Source organism: Wolbachia endosymbiont (group A) of Portevinia maculata (assembly GCF_964028525.1).
Classification (GTDB): Bacteria; Pseudomonadota; Alphaproteobacteria; order Rickettsiales; family Anaplasmataceae; genus Wolbachia.
The window spans coordinates 337,873-355,110 of the sequence record NZ_OZ034786.1 but is presented as its reverse complement, the minus strand read 5'-3'; the positions used below and the strand labels follow the sequence as shown (position 1 = coordinate 355,110).

General features: G+C 35.8%; 16 protein-coding genes and 3 pseudogenes. 9 read left to right on the top strand and 10 right to left on the bottom strand.

Annotated features, from left to right (window positions below; genetic code table 11):
- Positions 1–132: 132 nt before the first annotated feature.
- The 4 genes from rpsP (at position 133) to trpS (ending at position 3,098) form a co-directional block, all read left to right on the top strand.
- Positions 133–453 carry a 30S ribosomal protein S16 gene (rpsP, locus tag ABWU36_RS01825; RefSeq protein ID WP_253307256.1) on the top strand — a complete coding sequence of 107 codons (321 nt, stop codon included), beginning with the start codon at positions 133–135 and terminating at the stop codon, positions 451–453.
- A gap of 11 nt (positions 454–464) precedes the next feature.
- Positions 465–1,451 carry a polyprenyl synthetase family protein gene (locus ABWU36_RS01820; protein ID WP_353272926.1) on the top strand — a complete coding sequence of 329 codons (987 nt, stop codon included), beginning with the start codon at positions 465–467 and terminating at the stop codon, positions 1,449–1,451.
- A 61-nt stretch (positions 1,452–1,512) separates the two neighbouring features.
- Positions 1,513–2,082, top strand: coding sequence for a nucleotide exchange factor GrpE (locus tag ABWU36_RS01815; RefSeq protein WP_253307254.1), 570 nt, complete (start codon positions 1,513–1,515; stop codon positions 2,080–2,082).
- A gap of 17 nt (positions 2,083–2,099) precedes the next feature.
- Positions 2,100–3,098 (top strand): tryptophan--tRNA ligase, encoded by a 999-nt coding sequence (gene trpS, locus ABWU36_RS01810; RefSeq protein ID WP_264688393.1) that lies wholly within the window; start codon positions 2,100–2,102, stop codon positions 3,096–3,098.
- Between the two features lie 86 nt (positions 3,099–3,184).
- Here the strand turns inward: trpS and ABWU36_RS01805 are convergent.
- Both ABWU36_RS01805 and ABWU36_RS01800 read right to left on the bottom strand, forming a co-directional pair.
- A pseudogene (locus tag ABWU36_RS01805) lies at positions 3,185–3,393 on the bottom strand (IS256 family transposase); the annotation flags it as partial.
- A gap of 10 nt (positions 3,394–3,403) precedes the next feature.
- Positions 3,404–3,919, bottom strand: coding sequence for a gamma carbonic anhydrase family protein (locus tag ABWU36_RS01800; RefSeq protein WP_253307252.1), 516 nt, complete (start codon positions 3,917–3,919; stop codon positions 3,404–3,406).
- A 144-nt stretch (positions 3,920–4,063) separates the two neighbouring features.
- On the opposite strand from ABWU36_RS01800, the gene secG reads away from it, so the two are divergent.
- The 4 genes from secG (at position 4,064) to ABWU36_RS01780 (ending at position 8,232) form a co-directional block, all read left to right on the top strand.
- Entirely contained in the window at positions 4,064–4,384 is a 321-nt protein-coding gene (gene secG, locus ABWU36_RS01795) for a preprotein translocase subunit SecG (protein ID WP_264732556.1), read from the top strand.
- Complete coding sequence (locus ABWU36_RS01790) at positions 4,384–5,988, top strand: CTP synthase (protein ID WP_265017586.1); 1,605 nt, start codon at positions 4,384–4,386, stop codon at positions 5,986–5,988. The genes secG and ABWU36_RS01790 overlap by 1 nt, the downstream gene beginning before the upstream one ends.
- A 41-nt stretch (positions 5,989–6,029) precedes the next feature.
- Positions 6,030–6,449, top strand: a complete 420-nt coding sequence (locus ABWU36_RS01785) for a nucleoside deaminase (protein ID WP_253307249.1) — start codon at positions 6,030–6,032, stop codon at positions 6,447–6,449.
- 601 nt (positions 6,450–7,050) lie between these two features.
- Positions 7,051–8,232 (top strand): hypothetical protein, encoded by a 1,182-nt coding sequence (locus ABWU36_RS01780; protein WP_265017585.1) that lies wholly within the window; start codon positions 7,051–7,053, stop codon positions 8,230–8,232.
- Positions 8,233–8,475: 243 nt separating this feature from the next.
- On the opposite strand, the gene ABWU36_RS01775 is transcribed toward ABWU36_RS01780, so the two are convergent.
- Positions 8,476–9,693, bottom strand: a complete 1,218-nt coding sequence (locus ABWU36_RS01775; protein ID WP_353272925.1) for an MFS transporter — start codon at positions 9,691–9,693, stop codon at positions 8,476–8,478.
- A 77-nt stretch (positions 9,694–9,770) separates the two neighbouring features.
- Between ABWU36_RS01775 and ABWU36_RS01770 the strand changes: the two are divergent.
- Positions 9,771–11,001 (top strand): annotated as a pseudogene (locus tag ABWU36_RS01770) (IS256-like element ISWpi15 family transposase).
- Between the two features lie 19 nt (positions 11,002–11,020).
- On the opposite strand, the gene ABWU36_RS01765 reads toward ABWU36_RS01770, so the two are convergent.
- The 7 genes and pseudogenes from ABWU36_RS01765 to ABWU36_RS01735 all read right to left on the bottom strand — a co-directional run bounded on the left by ABWU36_RS01765 (position 11,021) and on the right by ABWU36_RS01735 (position 17,238).
- Positions 11,021–12,676 carry a recombinase family protein gene (locus ABWU36_RS01765; RefSeq protein WP_353272894.1) on the bottom strand — a complete coding sequence of 552 codons (1,656 nt, stop codon included), beginning with the start codon at positions 12,674–12,676 and terminating at the stop codon, positions 11,021–11,023.
- Positions 12,636–12,878 carry a hypothetical protein gene (locus tag ABWU36_RS01760; protein ID WP_353272893.1) on the bottom strand — a complete coding sequence of 81 codons (243 nt, stop codon included), beginning with the start codon at positions 12,876–12,878 and terminating at the stop codon, positions 12,636–12,638. The genes ABWU36_RS01765 and ABWU36_RS01760 overlap by 41 nt, the downstream gene beginning before the upstream one ends.
- A gap of 271 nt (positions 12,879–13,149) precedes the next feature.
- Positions 13,150–13,650 carry an ankyrin repeat domain-containing protein gene (locus ABWU36_RS01755; protein WP_264688210.1) on the bottom strand — a complete coding sequence of 167 codons (501 nt, stop codon included), beginning with the start codon at positions 13,648–13,650 and terminating at the stop codon, positions 13,150–13,152.
- Between the two features lie 313 nt (positions 13,651–13,963).
- A complete protein-coding gene (locus ABWU36_RS01750; protein WP_265016401.1) occupies positions 13,964–14,764 on the bottom strand; it encodes an ankyrin repeat domain-containing protein in 801 nt (266 codons plus the stop codon).
- Between the two features lie 194 nt (positions 14,765–14,958).
- Positions 14,959–16,119 carry a phage tail protein gene (locus ABWU36_RS01745; protein ID WP_353272892.1) on the bottom strand — a complete coding sequence of 387 codons (1,161 nt, stop codon included), beginning with the start codon at positions 16,117–16,119 and terminating at the stop codon, positions 14,959–14,961.
- Positions 16,119–16,900: pseudogene (locus ABWU36_RS01740) on the bottom strand (baseplate J/gp47 family protein). Before ABWU36_RS01740 ends, ABWU36_RS01745 begins: the two are co-directional and overlap by 1 nt.
- Before the next feature lie 2 nt (positions 16,901–16,902).
- Positions 16,903–17,238, bottom strand: coding sequence for a GPW/gp25 family protein (locus tag ABWU36_RS01735; protein ID WP_353272891.1), 336 nt, complete (start codon positions 17,236–17,238; stop codon positions 16,903–16,905).

Sequence of the window (17,238 nt, the reverse complement as noted above, 5' to 3'; positions counted from 1 at the left end):
CGTATAGCTGTGCGCCCGGCGCTGCCCTACATTATTGGTAATTATATTATAAGGTGCAAAAGTTGTATAATTCATTTGACTTAAAACGGCTCATTGTATAAAATTGTGACTAATATATGAATAAAGGTTAACATGGTAGTTAAAATAAGGTTGGCAAGGTTTGGCGCAAAGAAACGCCCTTTTTATAGGATAGTTGTAGCTGATTCACGAGCACCAAGAGATGGGCGTTTTATTGAGAAAATAGGACAATATGATCCAATGTTACCAAAAGACAATAAAAATCGTGTTGTGGTGAAGGCTGATAGATTAAAACATTGGCTAAGCGTAGGCGCGCAAGCAACTGAAAGAGTACTATGGTTCATTAAAAAAGGCATAGTAACTTTAGAAACAGAACCAAAGAAAACAGAAAAGAAGAAAGTAGAGAACGAGAAAGCACAGGGACAAGAAGCATAAGTCTCTTTAAAATGCTAAATACTGATTTAACAAATAATGGTAAATTAGACGATGTCGTATCTTCTGATCTATCAGCTATGAAGGACTTTATCTTCAAAAATGTCAATGATGAAGGTGCTAAGCTTGCTACTGATATTATATCTCATCTTGTTAGTTCAGGTGGAAAAAAAATAAGGCCTAAACTAGTTTTTATTATATGTAAAATGCTAAACTATTCTGGGGAGGATAGGATCAACGTTGCTGCATCGGTAGAGTTTATACACAATGCTACTTTACTTCATGATGATGTGCTCGATGAAAGTGAGGCACGCCATGGAGTTAAAACAGCGAATAAGATTTGGGGAAATAAATCAAGCATTTTAGTTGGTGATCTATTGTTGACTCTAGCATTTAGATGGCTTATAGAGTGTGGAAATTTAAATATTCTCTCTATTTTATCTAAAGCATCGCATTTACTTGTGAAGGGTGAAATAAAGCAGATGACAACACGTTTTGACCCCCACACAGTCAGGGAAAATTATTTTGATATCATTGGAGAAAAGACAGCATCTTTATTTTCTGCATGCTGTGAAGCTGCATCTACAGTATCTGGTGCAACAAATGACGAAACAGAGAGGCTAAAGAATTTTGGTTTTAATTTTGGTATGGCATTTCAAATAGTTGATGATATGCTCGATTATACTGCTAATCAAGGCACTTCTGGAAAACAAGTCGGAAAAGACTTTTTCGAAGGTAAAGTCACCTTACCTGCTATTATAGCATACGAAAAGGGCAGTTCAGCAGAGCAAAAATTCTGGGAAAAATGCTTTTCTTCAGCTAGACACAATTTTGACCAAGCATTACACTATATTAATCACCATAATGCCATTCAGCTTTCTATGGAAAAAGCTAGATACTACATTAATATGGCACAAAATGATATTAGTACTTTTTCTGATTCTTTTTATAAAATTACTTTAATTGACTTTTTAAATGCGAGCATAGAAAGACAAATGTAGCTGGTGCTTGATATTTTCGAATTAATTGCTATATATTTATTAGATTCTTAAGGATAGTGATATGTCAGACAGCAGTAAAGAAAAAAAGAGGAAATTTGCCGATATGGTAAATAGGCAGAAAGGTGACGACCAACAAAGTGATAACCATAAGCAAACTGATGATTTAAATGAAGATCTCAATACATTAAAAGAACGTGCAGCTCAGCTTGAAGATCATTTACGCCGTGCTGTTGCAGATAATGAAAACGTCAAACGTATAATGCAAAAGCAAATTAGCGATGCAAGTGACTATGCAGTCACAAAATTTGCACGTGATATGATCGACTCGTGCGACAATTTAAAAAAAGTAATGGAAATTTTGAAAGACGGTGATCCTGTTCATGAGGGGATTAAAGTAGCTTATCAAAAAATTATAAATGATCTAAAAAAACATGGAATAGAGGAAGTAGATCCACTTGGTGAGCTTTTTGATAGTAATTTACACCAAGCTGTTGTGGAAAGAGAAGACAATGAAAAAGAGCCTGGCACTATTATAGAAGTACTACAGACTGGTTATACTATCAAAAATAGGTTGCTCCGTCCTGCAATGGTTATTCTTTCTAAGAAATCTGCTGATTGTGGAAGCGATTAGCATGAGGTAAATGTATAATGACAAGTATTGTCTTTTCAGGTATCCAGCCAAGTGGCGTACTACATTTAGGTAATTATCTTGGTGCAATCAAACAGTGGATAGACTTACAGCATAAATACAAATCTCTTTTTTGTATTGTCGACCTACATGCAATCACAGCAAATAAGCTTCCCGCAAGTGAATTAAAAAGTAATATTTTCAAAACAGCAGCAGCTTATATTGCATGTGGAATAGATCCAGAAAAGTCCATTATTTTTAATCAGTCCACGGTTAGTGGTCATGCAGAACTGGGCTGGCTGCTTGGGTGCTATACACCAATTGGTTGGCTTAATCGCATGACTCAATTTAAAGATAAAGCTGGCGGCGATAAACAAAAAGCCTCTCTTGGATTATATAGTTATCCAGTACTTATGGCTGCAGATATATTGTTGTATCAAACTAAATACGTTCCTGTTGGTGATGATCAAAAACAGCATTTGGAGCTTGCACGTGATATTGCATCAGCTTTTAACAATCATTATAAACTGGATTATTTCATCGTACCTGAAATCTTAACTTTGGATTGCACATCAAGAATAATGAGCTTAAGAGATGGCACAAGCAAGATGAGTAAATCTGACCCTTCAGAATATTCGTGCATTAACCTTGATGATACGGATGATTTAATTGTCAAAAAAATAGAAAAAGCAAAAACAGATTCAATTCTAGGCTTTGATTTTGCTACTTTAGAGTGCCGACCAGAAATAAGCAATTTGATAAACATTTATTCAGTGCTTAGTAATGTAAATGCGGAAAAAGTATGTGAAGAAGTGAACAAACATGACATGAAGCACTTCAAAAAAGAGTTAGCTGATTTAATTATCAGTGTTATATCACCCATACGTGAGAGAATGAATGATCTTTTAAAAGACCAATTCCATTTACGTGAAATATTAAAAAAAGGTACAAAGAAAGCAGCAGAAATTGCAACCCATAATATAAAAGAAATCAAGGATATTATTGGATTTGCTCAATAGACCTCTTGCATAACCTAAGGAATCAATTCAAAATTGTAAAAACAGGCAATAAGGAAATGTTCAAAAAAGTGTGTCAAACCGCATTTTTAACTCAACTCAATTTTCAATCTACCAGGAAAGAAAATATCAAGTTGAGATATAGTTAAAGCCCAATTAGGATAGTCCAATTTTGCTCTGCCTTTTTTATAGCACAATATACCTGTTTGTACAAGCTAGTAAATGAGCCCTTAGTTTTAGTGAATTTTCTAATCTGTCTATGCAGTCCCTCAATAGGGTTGGTAGTATAAATTAGCCTCACGCGAACTTTAATTTTTATATTCCTTCATTAGCATAATATAATTTTGTGCTGATTGTGTAATATGTTTAATTTCTTCATTCGACATTTTTTTGAAGAACTTTGCTGGCCTGCCAGCCCATATTTCCCCACTTTTTATTACTTTTCCATGTGTCACTAGCGAGCCAGCAGCTACCATAGCTTCAGGCTCCACAACTGCATGGTCCATCACGGTAGAGCCCATACCAATAAACGCTTTATCATGCACCATACATGCATGCAACATACAAAAATGTCCCACTGTTACCATATTGCCAATAGTTGTATCACCACCTGGGTTTCTATCCACATGAATTACCGTTCCATCTTGAATATTTGTTCCATCACCTATTTTTATTGATCCAACGTCCCCTCTGACCACACAATTAAACCAGATGCTCGCATCTTTTCCTATTTCAACCTTGCCTATGATATGCGAACCACCTGCGATGAAAGCACTTTCGTCTATTTTTGGTTCATAATCTTTGTATTTTAAAATGTGATACATATTAAGCCCACAGTTTTATGCATATGCTAACCAAAATAAGGTAGGCAGTAAATACATACTTAGATTCCAAGCTACTTGGGTGACAGATGTTCTTGACTTATGCACTTTATGCTCCTAAAATTTTTATTTTCAGCTCTATCTATAATGTCAGTAGCGGTATTAAGTATATTTCAAGTAATATTGGTTGTTGTGTTAGTAATTTTAGTGCTCTTGCAGCCGCCTGGGAGTAGTTCGTTAAGTGGTTTTAGTAATACACAACAGGGAGTCAATTCGATGATTCCGGTAAAATCTTCTGAAAACCCGCTCAGCAGAATAACGGCTATTGTTGCTGGATTGTTTATTATAAACACATTGCTATTGTCAGGATTATATTCAAAAGACGTACATAAAAAATCGATTGCAGAGAAAATTATATTAGAAAAAAAGCAAGAAAGTGAACCTACTTCTGTTCCATTTGAAAATTAATGAAGGAAGCTAAATTTATCTTTGTCACAGGTGGAGTTGTGTCATCGCTTGGTAAAGGCTTAGTTGCTTCAAGCGTTGGTGCGCTTCTTCAAGCTTACGGTTTTAAGATCCGTATCAGAAAACTTGACCCGTATCTCAACATTGATCCTGGGACAATGAACCCAACTCAGCACGGAGAGGTGTTTGTTACCGAGGATGGTGCTGAAACTGATTTGGATCTTGGGCATTATGAGCGTTTTACTGGAATTAAAGCAACAAAAGATGACAATATAACAACTGGTAAGATATATCATGAGTTGTTGAAGAAAGAGAGGCGTGGTGATTATCTGGGCAAAACTGTGCAAGTCATTCCTCATGTGACAGATTTAATCAAATCGTTCATTTTTAATGGTACGGAAGGTTTAGATTTTGTAATATGTGAAATAGGCGGAACTGTAGGTGACATTGAAAGCCAACCATTTTTGGAGGCTATACGCCAAGTTAACTACACATTAGGAAAACAAAGAGTTATCCTTATTCACTTAACTTTAATACCATATCTTACCGCAGCGCAAGAATTAAAGACAAAACCAACGCAGCATTCAGTTCGAGAGTTAAATTCCGCGGGGTTACAACCAGATATTATATTATGCCGCAGTGAGAAAGAAATTTTCGATAATCAGAGAGAGAAAATAGCTAAGCTTTGCAATGTTTCTTTGTCCAATGTGATACCTGCTCCTGATGTGAGTCATATATATGAGTTACCGGTGTTGTATAGCCAATGTGGGCTTGATACGCAAATTTTGGAGCACTTTCATTTAAGTGAGCCAAAACCAAGCTTGATTGAATGGGATCAAATAGTGCATTCCATAAGGCACCCAACACAGGAAGTTACTGTGTCTATAGTGGGAAAATACACCGAATTCCCTGATGCGTATAAATCACTAGTTGAAGCATTAAATCATGGTGCGATTAGTAATAAAGTCAAAGTAAAGATAAATTGGGTTAACTCAAGAGAGAAGGAAGAAAAACCTATAAATGAAAAGCTTATAGGGGAGAAGTTACAGAATTCTCATGCAATTCTTGTCCCAGGGGGGTTTGGTGATGACGGAGTAGAGAGTAAAATATTAGCAATAAATTATGCCCGTACAAATAATATCCCATTTTTCGGAATTTGCCTTGGTATGCAGCTTGCAATTATTGAGTTTGCTCGTAATGTTGTTAAGCTTGAAGATGCACACTCTGAAGAATTTCATAACTGTAAACATCCAATCGTTAAGTTAGCTGGCGATCAAGATGACGATCTTGGTGGAACCATGAGACTTGGGGCATACAAATGTAATATAAATGCAAGCTCTAAAATGATGGATGCATATAGTAACACTACTATTTCAGAAAGACACAGACATAGATACATAATCAATTCAGATTATAAAGATGATTTGGAAAAAAATGGGCTGCTATGCAGTGGCATATCAGAAGATGGAACATGTATAGAGGCAGTGGAGTTAGAGAGTCATCCGTGGTTTATTGGTGTGCAGTTTCATCCAGAGTTTCAATCAAAGCCGTTTTCTCCTCATCCTCTTTTTATATCGTTTATTAAGGCAGCAGTTAATAAAATTTAAAAAAAGAAGATTAGCAAAGGAAAGTGTTCAAGTATCAATATATGGAGCTTGCCATAGAGCAAGCCAAACTTGCTCAAAAAAATGATGAGGTTCCCATAGGTGCCGTAATAGTTAGTGGAAGCAATGTCGTTTCTTCTGCACACAACATATCCAACGATCCAACTGCACATGCAGAGATGTTAGCGATCAAGCAGGCATGTGAGTTGCTCTCAACTTCAACGCTTTATGATTCTGACATATACGTAACATTAGAACCATGTCCGATGTGTGCTCAAGCTATTTCCTTTGCCAGGATTAAACGATTGTACTTTGGAGCTTATAATCCAAAAGGTGGAGGAATTGAAAATGGTGCTAAGATATTTCAATTTTGCAGCCATATACCTGAAGTTTATGGTGGGATATTAGAAACAGAATGCTCTTTTTTGTTAAAGGATTTTTTTGAGAAACTGAGAGACATTTGACAAACCGTCATGCTACTTGTTTTCCGATACAAATTCGTCATCCCGCTACGTGTTAGCGGGATCTATGCTAGGAGATACCGTGACGGTATGACGGTTAAGTAATTCGTCATTCCAGCGCGTGACGCACAACTATACAAACATTGTCCCACCAGCAGGGTGTCATGCAAGTAGCTGACACATAGCTGTACGAACATTCATTTTTGAAGGTAAATTGCACAGCAAATGGTGTCATCCCAGTGCCCAGACACTGGGATCCAGAAATTTTGCTTATAACTGAGCTGATGAGCTAAAGGTAGTTGTCTTACGCTAAAACAAACGTTTTTAATTAAGTTGCATAGAAGCTGGATCCCAGTGTCTGGGCACTTTAGACAATGTTACAAAAAATAATATCATAGAATTCAATAGGATAATCCCTAGAGAATTACTCATCTACAAAAAGGCAAATCGTGTTAATGCTGTTTAGATGTAAAAGATAAGCTAAATCTTTACATGGAATTTAAAACAGTAGAATACCTTTGATTGAAAGAAAGCACCAACTTTATGGGGTGAGCAACTGCAACTACTACCACTAAATCAATAAATCTTAATAGGGGAAAACATTATGAAAACGTCAAAACTGACATTAGTATGTGATATATATGAGTTAACAGATAAAGATAGAAAGAATATACAAAAACTAGCAAGAAAAATAGAAGAAGGGGAAGGTGTTGCCGAAAAGTTCAAAAATGGAATATTCAAAAAGTCCAGCTATAACGCAAGCACGATTCTTTTAGCAAAAATAACTTACGAGTATCATGGTAGAGAGGAGACGTTGTCACTACTACATTATGCTATAAGTCATAAAAATAATCAAGCTGTAAAAGATCTTTTAGAAGAAGCCAAAAAACAAAAACTATTAAAGGAAGTTCTGAATGAAGAGATGACCACAAAACATTCAGATGGTCGGGAAGAAATTCATACAATACTTACAGATGCTATATCACGTAGAGACAATGACATGATTAGAGCAGTGTTAAAGATCTCTGAGGAAAATGGTATTTTGAAAGATATTCTAAAAAAGAGAATAATTATAAAACATTCAAATAGCAAGGAAATGACTTACACCCCATTCACCTATGCTGAAGCGTGTGAAAATAGTGAAGCTGTAAGAGAACTGGGAAATATTCTTAATAAGAGAGCAACCCAGCAGCCCACTGTTGTAACAGCCAAAACTACTACAGCTAGAAGTGAAAAAGTGCTTCAAGATACTATCGGTAATATTGAGGCACCGGCTAACGCATATGAAAATAATAATGAAAGTAGTCTTGAAGAATCTATAGAACATAAATATCTTGAGCCATGCGAAAATAGTAATGAAAGTAATACAATAGCTATAGAGCACATCGCTGCTTCAATAGAAAAGCTCGATAATACTGGAATATGCGAAAAAAATGAAACTGCTGTAACAGAAACTGACATACAAGAGCCAAATGCTTCCAACAGCCTTTCTTCTGCTGCATGTTTTGATAATGGATCTAGCAAAGAAAATACTGCAGACAAAAAAGAAAAACCATCAATGCAACAAAGACGAGCAATCTTGGCTGGTAGTGTTGGTGCGGCATTACTAGTCTGTGGTATTGTAGCTTGTATATTGAAAATGTATGCCATAGCGGTGATTGGGGGAATAGTTGGATTAGCGTGTATAGGTTTTGCACTGTACAATTCGTTCAAGCCAAATACCAAGCTCGAGAAAGTGAGAGATGTAGAACAGCCAATTATTGAATCTTCTTTAAACCCAATATAAATCAAAAAAAATGGTCATAATCATCAAGTAAATTTTTTAAAAAAGTAAAATGAGATAATTTCTTTGGAAGAATCTATAAATCATTAACTTATAGCCCTTCTCATAATAATCCAAATTAGGTAAGATACGGATTCATGGCTATGGTGGAAGTCAGTAGGCAAGCAGCGTATAGTGATCGGATTATTGTGAAAAGAGCTATACTATAAAACGTCTCAACTTTCTCTCCACTTTTTCTGGGTAAGGTCACTTAAGTGATAACCTTTGATTATTCATTATTAATGATAGCCCTAGCAATACTAACAACAAACCAACTAGTAAAAACATTATATCAATCGTAATAAAATTGGTTAACAATGCACCAATTAAAAGAGATATAATCATGAAAAAGTTTTGAATAGATTCACTGAATGCAGAAACTGAGCCTATTATATTTTGTTCAACTTCCGTCTGTAATAGAATAGCGTATGGTATATTAATAAGTGCTCCTGTTATCCCAAATAAAAGCCATATTAATACATAAAAATATACAGACAAATTTATCTGATAAAAAGCCAATAACCCTAAAAGCAATAATAATAACCCACCAAAGATTTGCCCTGCAGAAATTAATGCAATATATCTAAAACGGGCAATATAAGTAGTAACTATTACTGAACCGACAACACTACCTACTCCAATAGCACTTATTGCTATTGCATATATTGATGCATTAAAATTCATGAATTTGTTTAAAACTATTATATAAAAATCGAATACAAATATTATGGCAAATCTTAATGCACTGTTAATAATAACAACATTTAAAAGTTTATTATTTTTAATTGTATTGCCCACATTTATCAGCTTCTTATATATAAAAGACAATTTACTAACCTTATTATTAGTTAATTTTGTTTCTGTAAATTCCACAGGTAAGCTAATAGCTTTAATAAAGCATGCAGATACTAAAAAAGTGAAGGCATTAACAATAAACAGAAAATCTATATCACAATATAAGATCAACAAACCGCCGAATGCAGGACCAATAATTTTTGCAAATTGGTTCGAGGTATGCAAAAAACCTGATGCTCTTGGCAATAAATCATTAAGAACCATTACTTTTAATGCTATTTGTCTAGAAGGTAAGAAAAAACAACGGCATATTCCCTCTAAGAATAGTAGTAACAAAATTATCTTATAATGATAAGCTGAAAAATACAAAATAATAGATAAAGCTGCTCGAAAAACATCAGAATAAATCAAAATAGGTATTGGATTTTTATTATCTACTGATACTCCTATAATTGAACCAAAAAAGACGCTTGGAGCTGCCATAGCAATCTCAACAATAGCGAGCATTTGTGATGGTAAGCCAATATCATAGATGAATAATGAGGCAATAATGGGTATTATCATCCAATCACCTAAACTGGAAATAAAATCGGCAATAAGTAAGTTGACGTAGTTAGCATTACCGATCAAACGATGGGAGTGTTAAATAAACTGTGTCAAACCGAAAAAAAAGTAATAAATTGATATAAAAAAATGGAGGTTTGACAATGAGTCAGAAAGTAGTAAACAGAACTACCGGTTTGGTAGATTATAAAGAATTAGAAACAAATATCCTGTCGTCTATACGAGAAGGAAGACCGTTGACAGGAAGAGATGGAGCATTAACACCGTTTATAAAAAAGTTGCTGGAGGTAAGCCTGGAAGGTGAAATAGAAAACCACTTGTCGGCTGAAAGCGAAGAGAATAATCGAAGAAATGGGAGGAATGCAAAGACTTTACGTACAAGCGCAGGGTCATTTGAGCTTTTGACGCCAAGAGATAGGGAAGGAAGTTTCGAACCACAAATAGTCAAAAAAAGGCAAACAAACTTACATCCAGAGCTTGAAACGAAGATTTTGAGCACATTTGCCAGTGGTATGGGCTATAGAGATATAGTGTCACATGTTGAGGAAATTTATGATCACAAAATATCGGTGGCAGAGATATCAAGTATTACTGACAAATTGCTACCAGTAATCAACGAATGGCGTAGTCGCCCGCTGCAGTCTGTATATCCGATAGTTTTCATGGTTTTTTAAAGTCAAAGAGGACGGGCATTGCGTAAGTAAATGCATGTATAACATATTAGGCATAGATCAAAATGGCAAAAAAGAAGTATTAGGTTTTTATTTGGCTGAAAGTGAAGGAGCTAACTTCTGGTTGGGAGTGCTAAATGACCTCAAAGAAAGAGGAGTAGAAGATATCCTTATTGCCTGCGTTGATGGGCTGAAAAGCTTTCCTGCAGCTATAAACAGTGTCTTTCCTAATGCGGAAGTGCAGATGTGTATAGTGCATCAGATACGCAACTCACTGAAGTATGTGGCCAGTAAAGATGCGAAGAGTTTTTTGAGCGATTTAAAGAAGGTATATCAAGCTTCAAGCAAGGAAATTGCCGAGAATTATCTGTTGGAATTGGATGAAAAATGGGGCACAAAGTACCCTATGGTTATAAAATCTTGGCAGAATAATTGGGAAAACTTGTCTGGTTATTTTAAGTATTCTGGTCCAGTTAGGAGGATAATCTACACCACCAATCCCATAGAGGGGCTACATAGGCAAATTAGGAAATTCACTAAGACCAAAGGCTCATTTACCAGCATAAATGCCTTGTATAAGCAGGTATATTGTGCTATAAAGAAGGCAGAGGAAAAGTGGACGATGCCTGTACATGATTGGGCATTAACTATCTCTCAACTTAATGTTTTCTTTCCTGGCAGATTGAAAATTGAGTTGAACTAAAAATGCGGTTTGACACAGTTTATTTAACACTCCCACAACAAATGGTGTTATGCAAGTAGCTGACACTGCTCTCCTTTGTCATCCCAGTGCCCAGACACCTTAGACAATCTGCCAACTTCTGATTTTGTCCATTCTGGGCGGGATTGTTGAGTTCTCTGATCTTAAATACTACATTTACTTCATCAAGATCAATGTTGACTTCTTTTACTAATGTCCTAATAAGACTACGTTTAGCTTGCCAATCTAGGTGTTCCAATTCCGATTTAACACTAGAATAAAAGCCCTTTATGCTATTTGTAATAAGATTCATTTTCTGCTGTAGTCCCTTTTGATCAATCACCTTTTTCTTCTCTCCTTCAATCTCTTTTAAACGTTCCTTCATTTTTTTCATTGCCTGCTTAAAGTCTTCCTTACTTATATATTTTTCCTCACTTGTATTCTCTTGAATATAATAATCATTGATAAGTTCTTTAATATTTTGTTTTAATTGACTCTCACGTCTTGCAAACCTTTCATCTAATAATTCATTCTTATGTTCTGAAATTCTACATTGGTACTCCTTTACCATCCTATCTGGATTTTTTAATACACTTTTTACTTCTTCCCACACACCTGTTTCTAACACTTCTCCACGAATAGATCCGTTAGTGCATACCTTATTACCGTAAAAATTTCTTGTACCCAGGCAAGTGTAATAAGTATACACAATCTTTTTTTCTTTGCTGTAATTTCGCCTTCCGCAGTAAGCACGTCCACAACACTTACACACAACTAGCTTTTGCAACAGATATGTCTCTTTTCTTTGCTGCACTCTTGCTCTCTGTTTATTCTCAATCAATTGTTCTTGTACTACATTAAACAAATCCTCGTCAACTATTTTCGGCACCGGTATATGAATCCAATTCTCCTCATCTGTACTGTAAATAGAGTGAGTTCGCCGGCTGTTGCTTTTTTTTGGTTTGACTTCTAGCATTACTGGGCCCGCCTTTGTTTTACCATATGCTGCTAGCCCCTTGTATGCTGGATTTTTTAACATCTTATGGATGGTGCTTGAATGCCACACCTCTTTTCCTGTTTGTGTTCTAACAGAAGCTTCTCTTAGTCTCTTTACCGCTTCTCTAATACTTATCCTTTCCTCTCCAATCCACATGAACACCTCTCTCACTACTTTTGCTTCCTCTTCATTAATTTCAAATTTGTTTTCTCCTCCTTTTACATGCTTTCTTATATATCGATAACCATAAGGTGCATTGCTTATTACACTCACACAACCTTCTCTTGCTGCATGCAGTTTTCCCCTCATGCTTCGTATCAAGATTTGTCTCAGTTCAAACCTTCCTACTGCTCCTTGCACATCTGTCATTAAATCGGACTCTGGTGTATCATCAACCTTATGATTTGAAAAGATTATTTCTACTCTTGCTCTCTTAAATTCATCTATTACATCTCTTTGATCTACAGGATCACGTGACAACCGATCTAGTGAATAGATATAAATCTTATTAATTTTTCCTTCTGCTACTTTATCACGTAATTTCTTTAAACCTTCACGCTCTAAATTTGACCCTCTACGGCCATCGTCAGTGAATACATATTCTTCCAATAACTCATGTCCATCTACAGCAATTCTACGCTTAAGCTCTGCAATTTGGATCTCTATTGTATGATCCCGCACTTGTCGGTCTGATGAAACTCTTGCATACAAGGCCACCGTTATCATCTTTTTCTACCTCCTTTTCGTTGTTTCTTTTTACTGAATACTTTAGTAACTGCTCGTAAGCTTCTGATAAATGTTTATCTGCTAACTCATCAGGCTCATATCGACAGGTCACAGTTAACGTTCTCTTTCTCATAATTTCTCCTGTAAATGTTTTCATAGTTCAGGCACTCCCTTTTTCCATAAATCCATTACTCTTGCGAAAAAGACGCAACTGTTAACCTTTATTTCTCTCAGCTTTTATGCAAAATTTTAGAAACACATACGCTATCTTTCATCAATTGAGCACTCTCCCAAATCATCAAGCTTCTTTTTTCCCTCTAATGATAAAATTTCCCTTTTTCCATAATCACCTCTTTCTTAGCCACAGCCCTTCTAAATTTTCACAAGCTCTTCTTTTGCCACTATCACACCTGCTGCTGATACGACCCTTATTTTTCTATGAACTCTCTCTGCTTATTTGCGATTTTTACGTTCTCTAACACTTCTTTTATCTCTTTATTATTTCTCGCATAATCCATTGCCGTTTTGCCAAATTTATCCTTTTGCTCTACATTTGCTCCCGCTTTTACTAGCTCTTCTACTATTTTTACCTCACTTACCATGCATGCCAGGTGTAACGCGGCAAATTTGCTACTTCGTTCCACTGCGTTTACCTCTACTCCTGCCTTTATCAGCTCCTTTGTATTTTCTACACGTTGTCCCATTACTGCTAAGTGCAATGGTCTATATTGTCCCGCATCTGCCACATTTATATCTGCTCCTTTTTTGATTAATAACCTCACTTTTTTTGGATCTGGCATTCCCACCGCGTAATGCAATATCGTCCTTCCTTTTGTGTCTTTTTTATTAATATTTTCTATTGAGTTATCTAATACTTCTTTCCACGACTTATTAAACTCTTCTCTTTCTTTCTTACTAAATTTTACCATAATGTTCCTCAGCTATTAATGCAATTTAAAGTGCCTCCAATTTGGCTCACTTTAGCGCTTAGCAAATCTTGTTTATTTACTAGCTACTTTTTCACTTAGGGCTGTTTTGGCATAAAAAGCAAGTTTTTTTTACAAAATATACACATTTTTTTCGCATATTAGATTAAGATATAAATCTATATACTTAATCTGTTAAATAATAAGCGGTTCCTCTCCTGCTGTTGTCAGCTTTTTCTTTTAAATTTAGGCTTCCTATTTTTCCTATTATCTTGTAGCCAACCCTTTTACTCCCTTCTCTTACAGAAAGCTCTTTTTATAGCCCTTTTATCTTCTCATCCATATCTTCTAGCTCTTTTTCCACTTCCATCAGTGCCTTCTTGACCAATGGCGCTTCTTCTAACTTTTCCCTTATTTCTTCAAACCTTCTTTCTCCTTTTTCTTTTAAATCTAGGCTAAATATCGCATCTACTGTCCGCTCCGACAACTCCCTTAGTTTTTCTAGCAACTCTTCAGTTCTCGCATAATACATTGCTGTTTTGCCAAATTTATCCTTTTGCTCTACATTTGCTCCAGCTTTTACTAGCTCTTTTATTATCTCTTTTGTTTCTCCTGTCTTGCATGCTATATGTAGTGGTGTATATCCTTTTTGGTCTTTCGCATTTACGTCACCTCCCGCTTCTAATATTGCCCTCACGTTCACTATTTCCCTCATAAATACTGCTTCATGTAGGGGGGTCCTTCCTATGTAGTTCCCAGTATTAACATTCGACCCTGCTTTTATTAGCTCCCTTACTGTCTTTTCACAACTCATTAAGCTCGCACTATGTAATGCCGTATATCCTCCATCATCTATAGCATTTACATTTGCTCCTCCTTCTATCAGTGCTTTTACATTCTCTACCTTTCCATAGAATGCCGCTAGGTGCAATGGTGTCTCGCCTCTATTGTTTCTATCGTTTGTACCTGCACCTTTTTCTATTAATAACTTTATTACTTCTGGATTTGACACTTGTGCTGCTCGGTGCAATATTGTGCAACCTGCTGCGTCTTTTTCATTTATTCCACGAAATGAATTCTCCTTTAATTTTTCCAGTCTTTTATTTAAATTGAACATTTTAGTTACCTCACTATAAAAACATACATAAAGTCGCCAATTTGGCTCACTTCAGTGCAAGATCAATTTCTTATGTTTACCTACACCTACCTAATTTATAGCTGTTTTGGCATGGAAAAGCAACTTCTTTTTTTCAAAAAACACACATTTTTACCGAATGTTAATATAGTATATGAAGATATAAATATATGTATTTAATTCATTAAGCATATAGGTTGTTTTTCTTCCCAGGACCTGTTCAAATGTCGATGTTCATGCCAAGTTAATACACCTGGGTAAAATACTAAAATGTAATTTTCTAACTCCTGTATTGCATCCTTTTGCTCTGAATTTAATTCGCTTTCAAAATGAACATAGTGCTTTGCTAAACCAAATCTTATAACTTTTTGATCGGTAGAGTTTTCTACTTTGTAATGATAGGTAACGCTAAACCTTTCTAAAATTGGCTTGTATTTTAAATTCCACAGTTGTTCAGATAGCTTATCACTTCCTAGTAAAAACCTTTTTCCCCTCTCTTCTATACTACTTACTGGAAAACATGCGTTTATTTCTCCTAAACTCCAACTGTCCGATAATACTATCTGCGCTTTAGCAAACTTAATCTCAGGTAATAAGCTCTGTGGTAGCGGATATAACGTTTTTAAATTATTCCACTGATGACTTCTTTCATAAATACCGTTATAATTCTTTGTGTGAGGCTCGGTTTCTCCAAGTATTGCTACATCTAGCCTATACAGATCATTACTTAATGCCTGCTCATAATGATCGCGTAGATAGTTTTCTATAATCCTAATAACTGGACCACTAGACCTGAAAAAATTTACTCTCCCAAATGATAACACTGGTCCATCTTTTTCTATTTTTACCCCCGAATAGTCAGAAAGAAGATCTCCAAATAAACTCTCATCCAATATAAATCTCTGCGCATTATAATAATCGTTAAAAATCCTCATTAGCCGTGATCTTGCTGGCAATGATAGTTTTGCTAATTCTACTACTGCATCAACGAAGAAGTCGTTCGGAACATCTTTTATCCCTATCTGTAATTCAAAAAAGTGTTCTCCGGGTGGCTCTTCAATAATTGTAATATCTTCTATATTTGCCCACTTCAGTGCTATTTTCAGCGATGCTGGTGTTCCTCTCAAACGCTGAAATTTTATTCCTTCTTTTATCGCCTTTCTTTTGTCTTTTACCCAGCGTAGAATTTCCCCCAATCCATATTCTTCAACCAACCACGGCAATATTTTTTCCCCTAGGCTAAATTTAAATCCTTTTACACAGCTTGGGTCTACTTTGTAATCGATTGCATCAATCAGCGCTTTTTCTTGCTTTGTTGCGTTTGGTGGTAATAGCATTAATTCAACTCAACATTTAAACTTCTTAAGGCAGCACACTCATTCCCCAGTACCACAACATCCTCTCTTGGCTCGATTAATTCTACGTTTTCTACCCCATCCACAAACAGGTTGGCTATAATCCATGATTTCGTTACTTTCCATCCTAATCTTTTCGTTGTTTCAAATTTTTCTATAAATTGCTTCTTCACCGTTTCAATAATATCTGGTCTTTTAATGCTAATTTTACTGTGGATATCTATTTCTATAATATTGAACTTACCACTTCTATTGTATCTGTTAAAATCCTCACATCCTCCCTGTTTAGCTGATTTCTGACAATTTCTAGTAATTCTTCTGGCAGTGTGGATAATTCTGTGGATAAGATTGAAACTTGTACTTTTCCTGGTACAGGTGATTCTACTAATGCATCTTTTACTCTCGTATCTGCTGATAATGCATAATACCGATAATTTCCTCCTGTGCTTGAGCCAACTATTCTTGCCTTGATTCTTTTTCTAAATCGTTCATCCTTTTCCCCGTTCTCCCTTTCCACTCCGTAAAATTCAGCTAAATCATCAAGTTCTTCTCCCCTTGCAAACTTAAGTAAGTTGCCCCTTGCTGCTTCGTTTATTCTTTCTCTCAGCAAAAGTTCTTGCCATGCTGCTACCTCTAAAATCTTTATTGCTGGGTCACTTTCTACTAATGCTGTAAAACTTGAGTCTCGACGTATCAACTCCTCCTTCATACGTGAAAAGATTTCTTCGAAGTTCAGTGGCTCAATAATGTTAGGCTGCTCCATCTTTATACCACAACTCCATCAAAGCGAATCTTTTCCCCCATTGGTAAGTACAATCCTTCTAGGTCAAGCGTTACTTTTCCTTCTTTCACTTCTGTTATTTTTACTTTTTCTAACTTAAATCTCTTTTCCCACTTTTGTAGTGCTTCTGCTGTTGCTGCGTAAATTTCTAACGTAAAATCACGATTGATTGGCCGGTCAACTAACTCAAGTAATCTTGACCCATAGTTCCTGCGCATTATTCTGCTGTTAATAAGAGTAGTTAAAATATTAACTATTGATTGCTTTAAATGTTCTATTCCTTCTAACTCTTTTCCAGTATTAACGTCCATTCCTCGCAT

Bases quoted from the DNA above. Each gene is read 5' to 3' on its own strand.
- rpsP (WP_253307256.1), top strand. From the start codon at position 133: ATGGTAGTTAAAATAAGGTTGGCAAGGTTTGGCGCAAAGAAACGCCCT.
- ABWU36_RS01820 (WP_353272926.1), top strand. From the start codon at position 465: ATGCTAAATACTGATTTAACAAATAATGGTAAATTAGACGATGTCGTA.
- ABWU36_RS01815 (WP_253307254.1), top strand. From the start codon at position 1,513: ATGTCAGACAGCAGTAAAGAAAAAAAGAGGAAATTTGCCGATATGGTA.
- trpS (WP_264688393.1), top strand. From the start codon at position 2,100: ATGACAAGTATTGTCTTTTCAGGTATCCAGCCAAGTGGCGTACTACAT.
- ABWU36_RS01800 (WP_253307252.1), bottom strand. From the start codon at position 3,919: ATGTATCACATTTTAAAATACAAAGATTATGAACCAAAAATAGACGAA.
- secG (WP_264732556.1), top strand. From the start codon at position 4,064: ATGTCAGTAGCGGTATTAAGTATATTTCAAGTAATATTGGTTGTTGTG.
- ABWU36_RS01790 (WP_265017586.1), top strand. From the start codon at position 4,384: ATGAAGGAAGCTAAATTTATCTTTGTCACAGGTGGAGTTGTGTCATCG.
- ABWU36_RS01785 (WP_253307249.1), top strand. From the start codon at position 6,030: ATGGAGCTTGCCATAGAGCAAGCCAAACTTGCTCAAAAAAATGATGAG.
- ABWU36_RS01780 (WP_265017585.1), top strand. From the start codon at position 7,051: ATGAAAACGTCAAAACTGACATTAGTATGTGATATATATGAGTTAACA.
- ABWU36_RS01760 (WP_353272893.1), bottom strand. From the start codon at position 12,878: ATGAAAACATTTACAGGAGAAATTATGAGAAAGAGAACGTTAACTGTG.
- ABWU36_RS01755 (WP_264688210.1), bottom strand. From the start codon at position 13,650: ATGGTAAAATTTAGTAAGAAAGAAAGAGAAGAGTTTAATAAGTCGTGG.
- ABWU36_RS01750 (WP_265016401.1), bottom strand. From the start codon at position 14,764: ATGTTCAATTTAAATAAAAGACTGGAAAAATTAAAGGAGAATTCATTT.
- ABWU36_RS01745 (WP_353272892.1), bottom strand. From the start codon at position 16,119: ATGCTATTACCACCAAACGCAACAAAGCAAGAAAAAGCGCTGATTGAT.
- ABWU36_RS01735 (WP_353272891.1), bottom strand. From the start codon at position 17,238: ATGCGAGGAATGGACGTTAATACTGGAAAAGAGTTAGAAGGAATAGAA.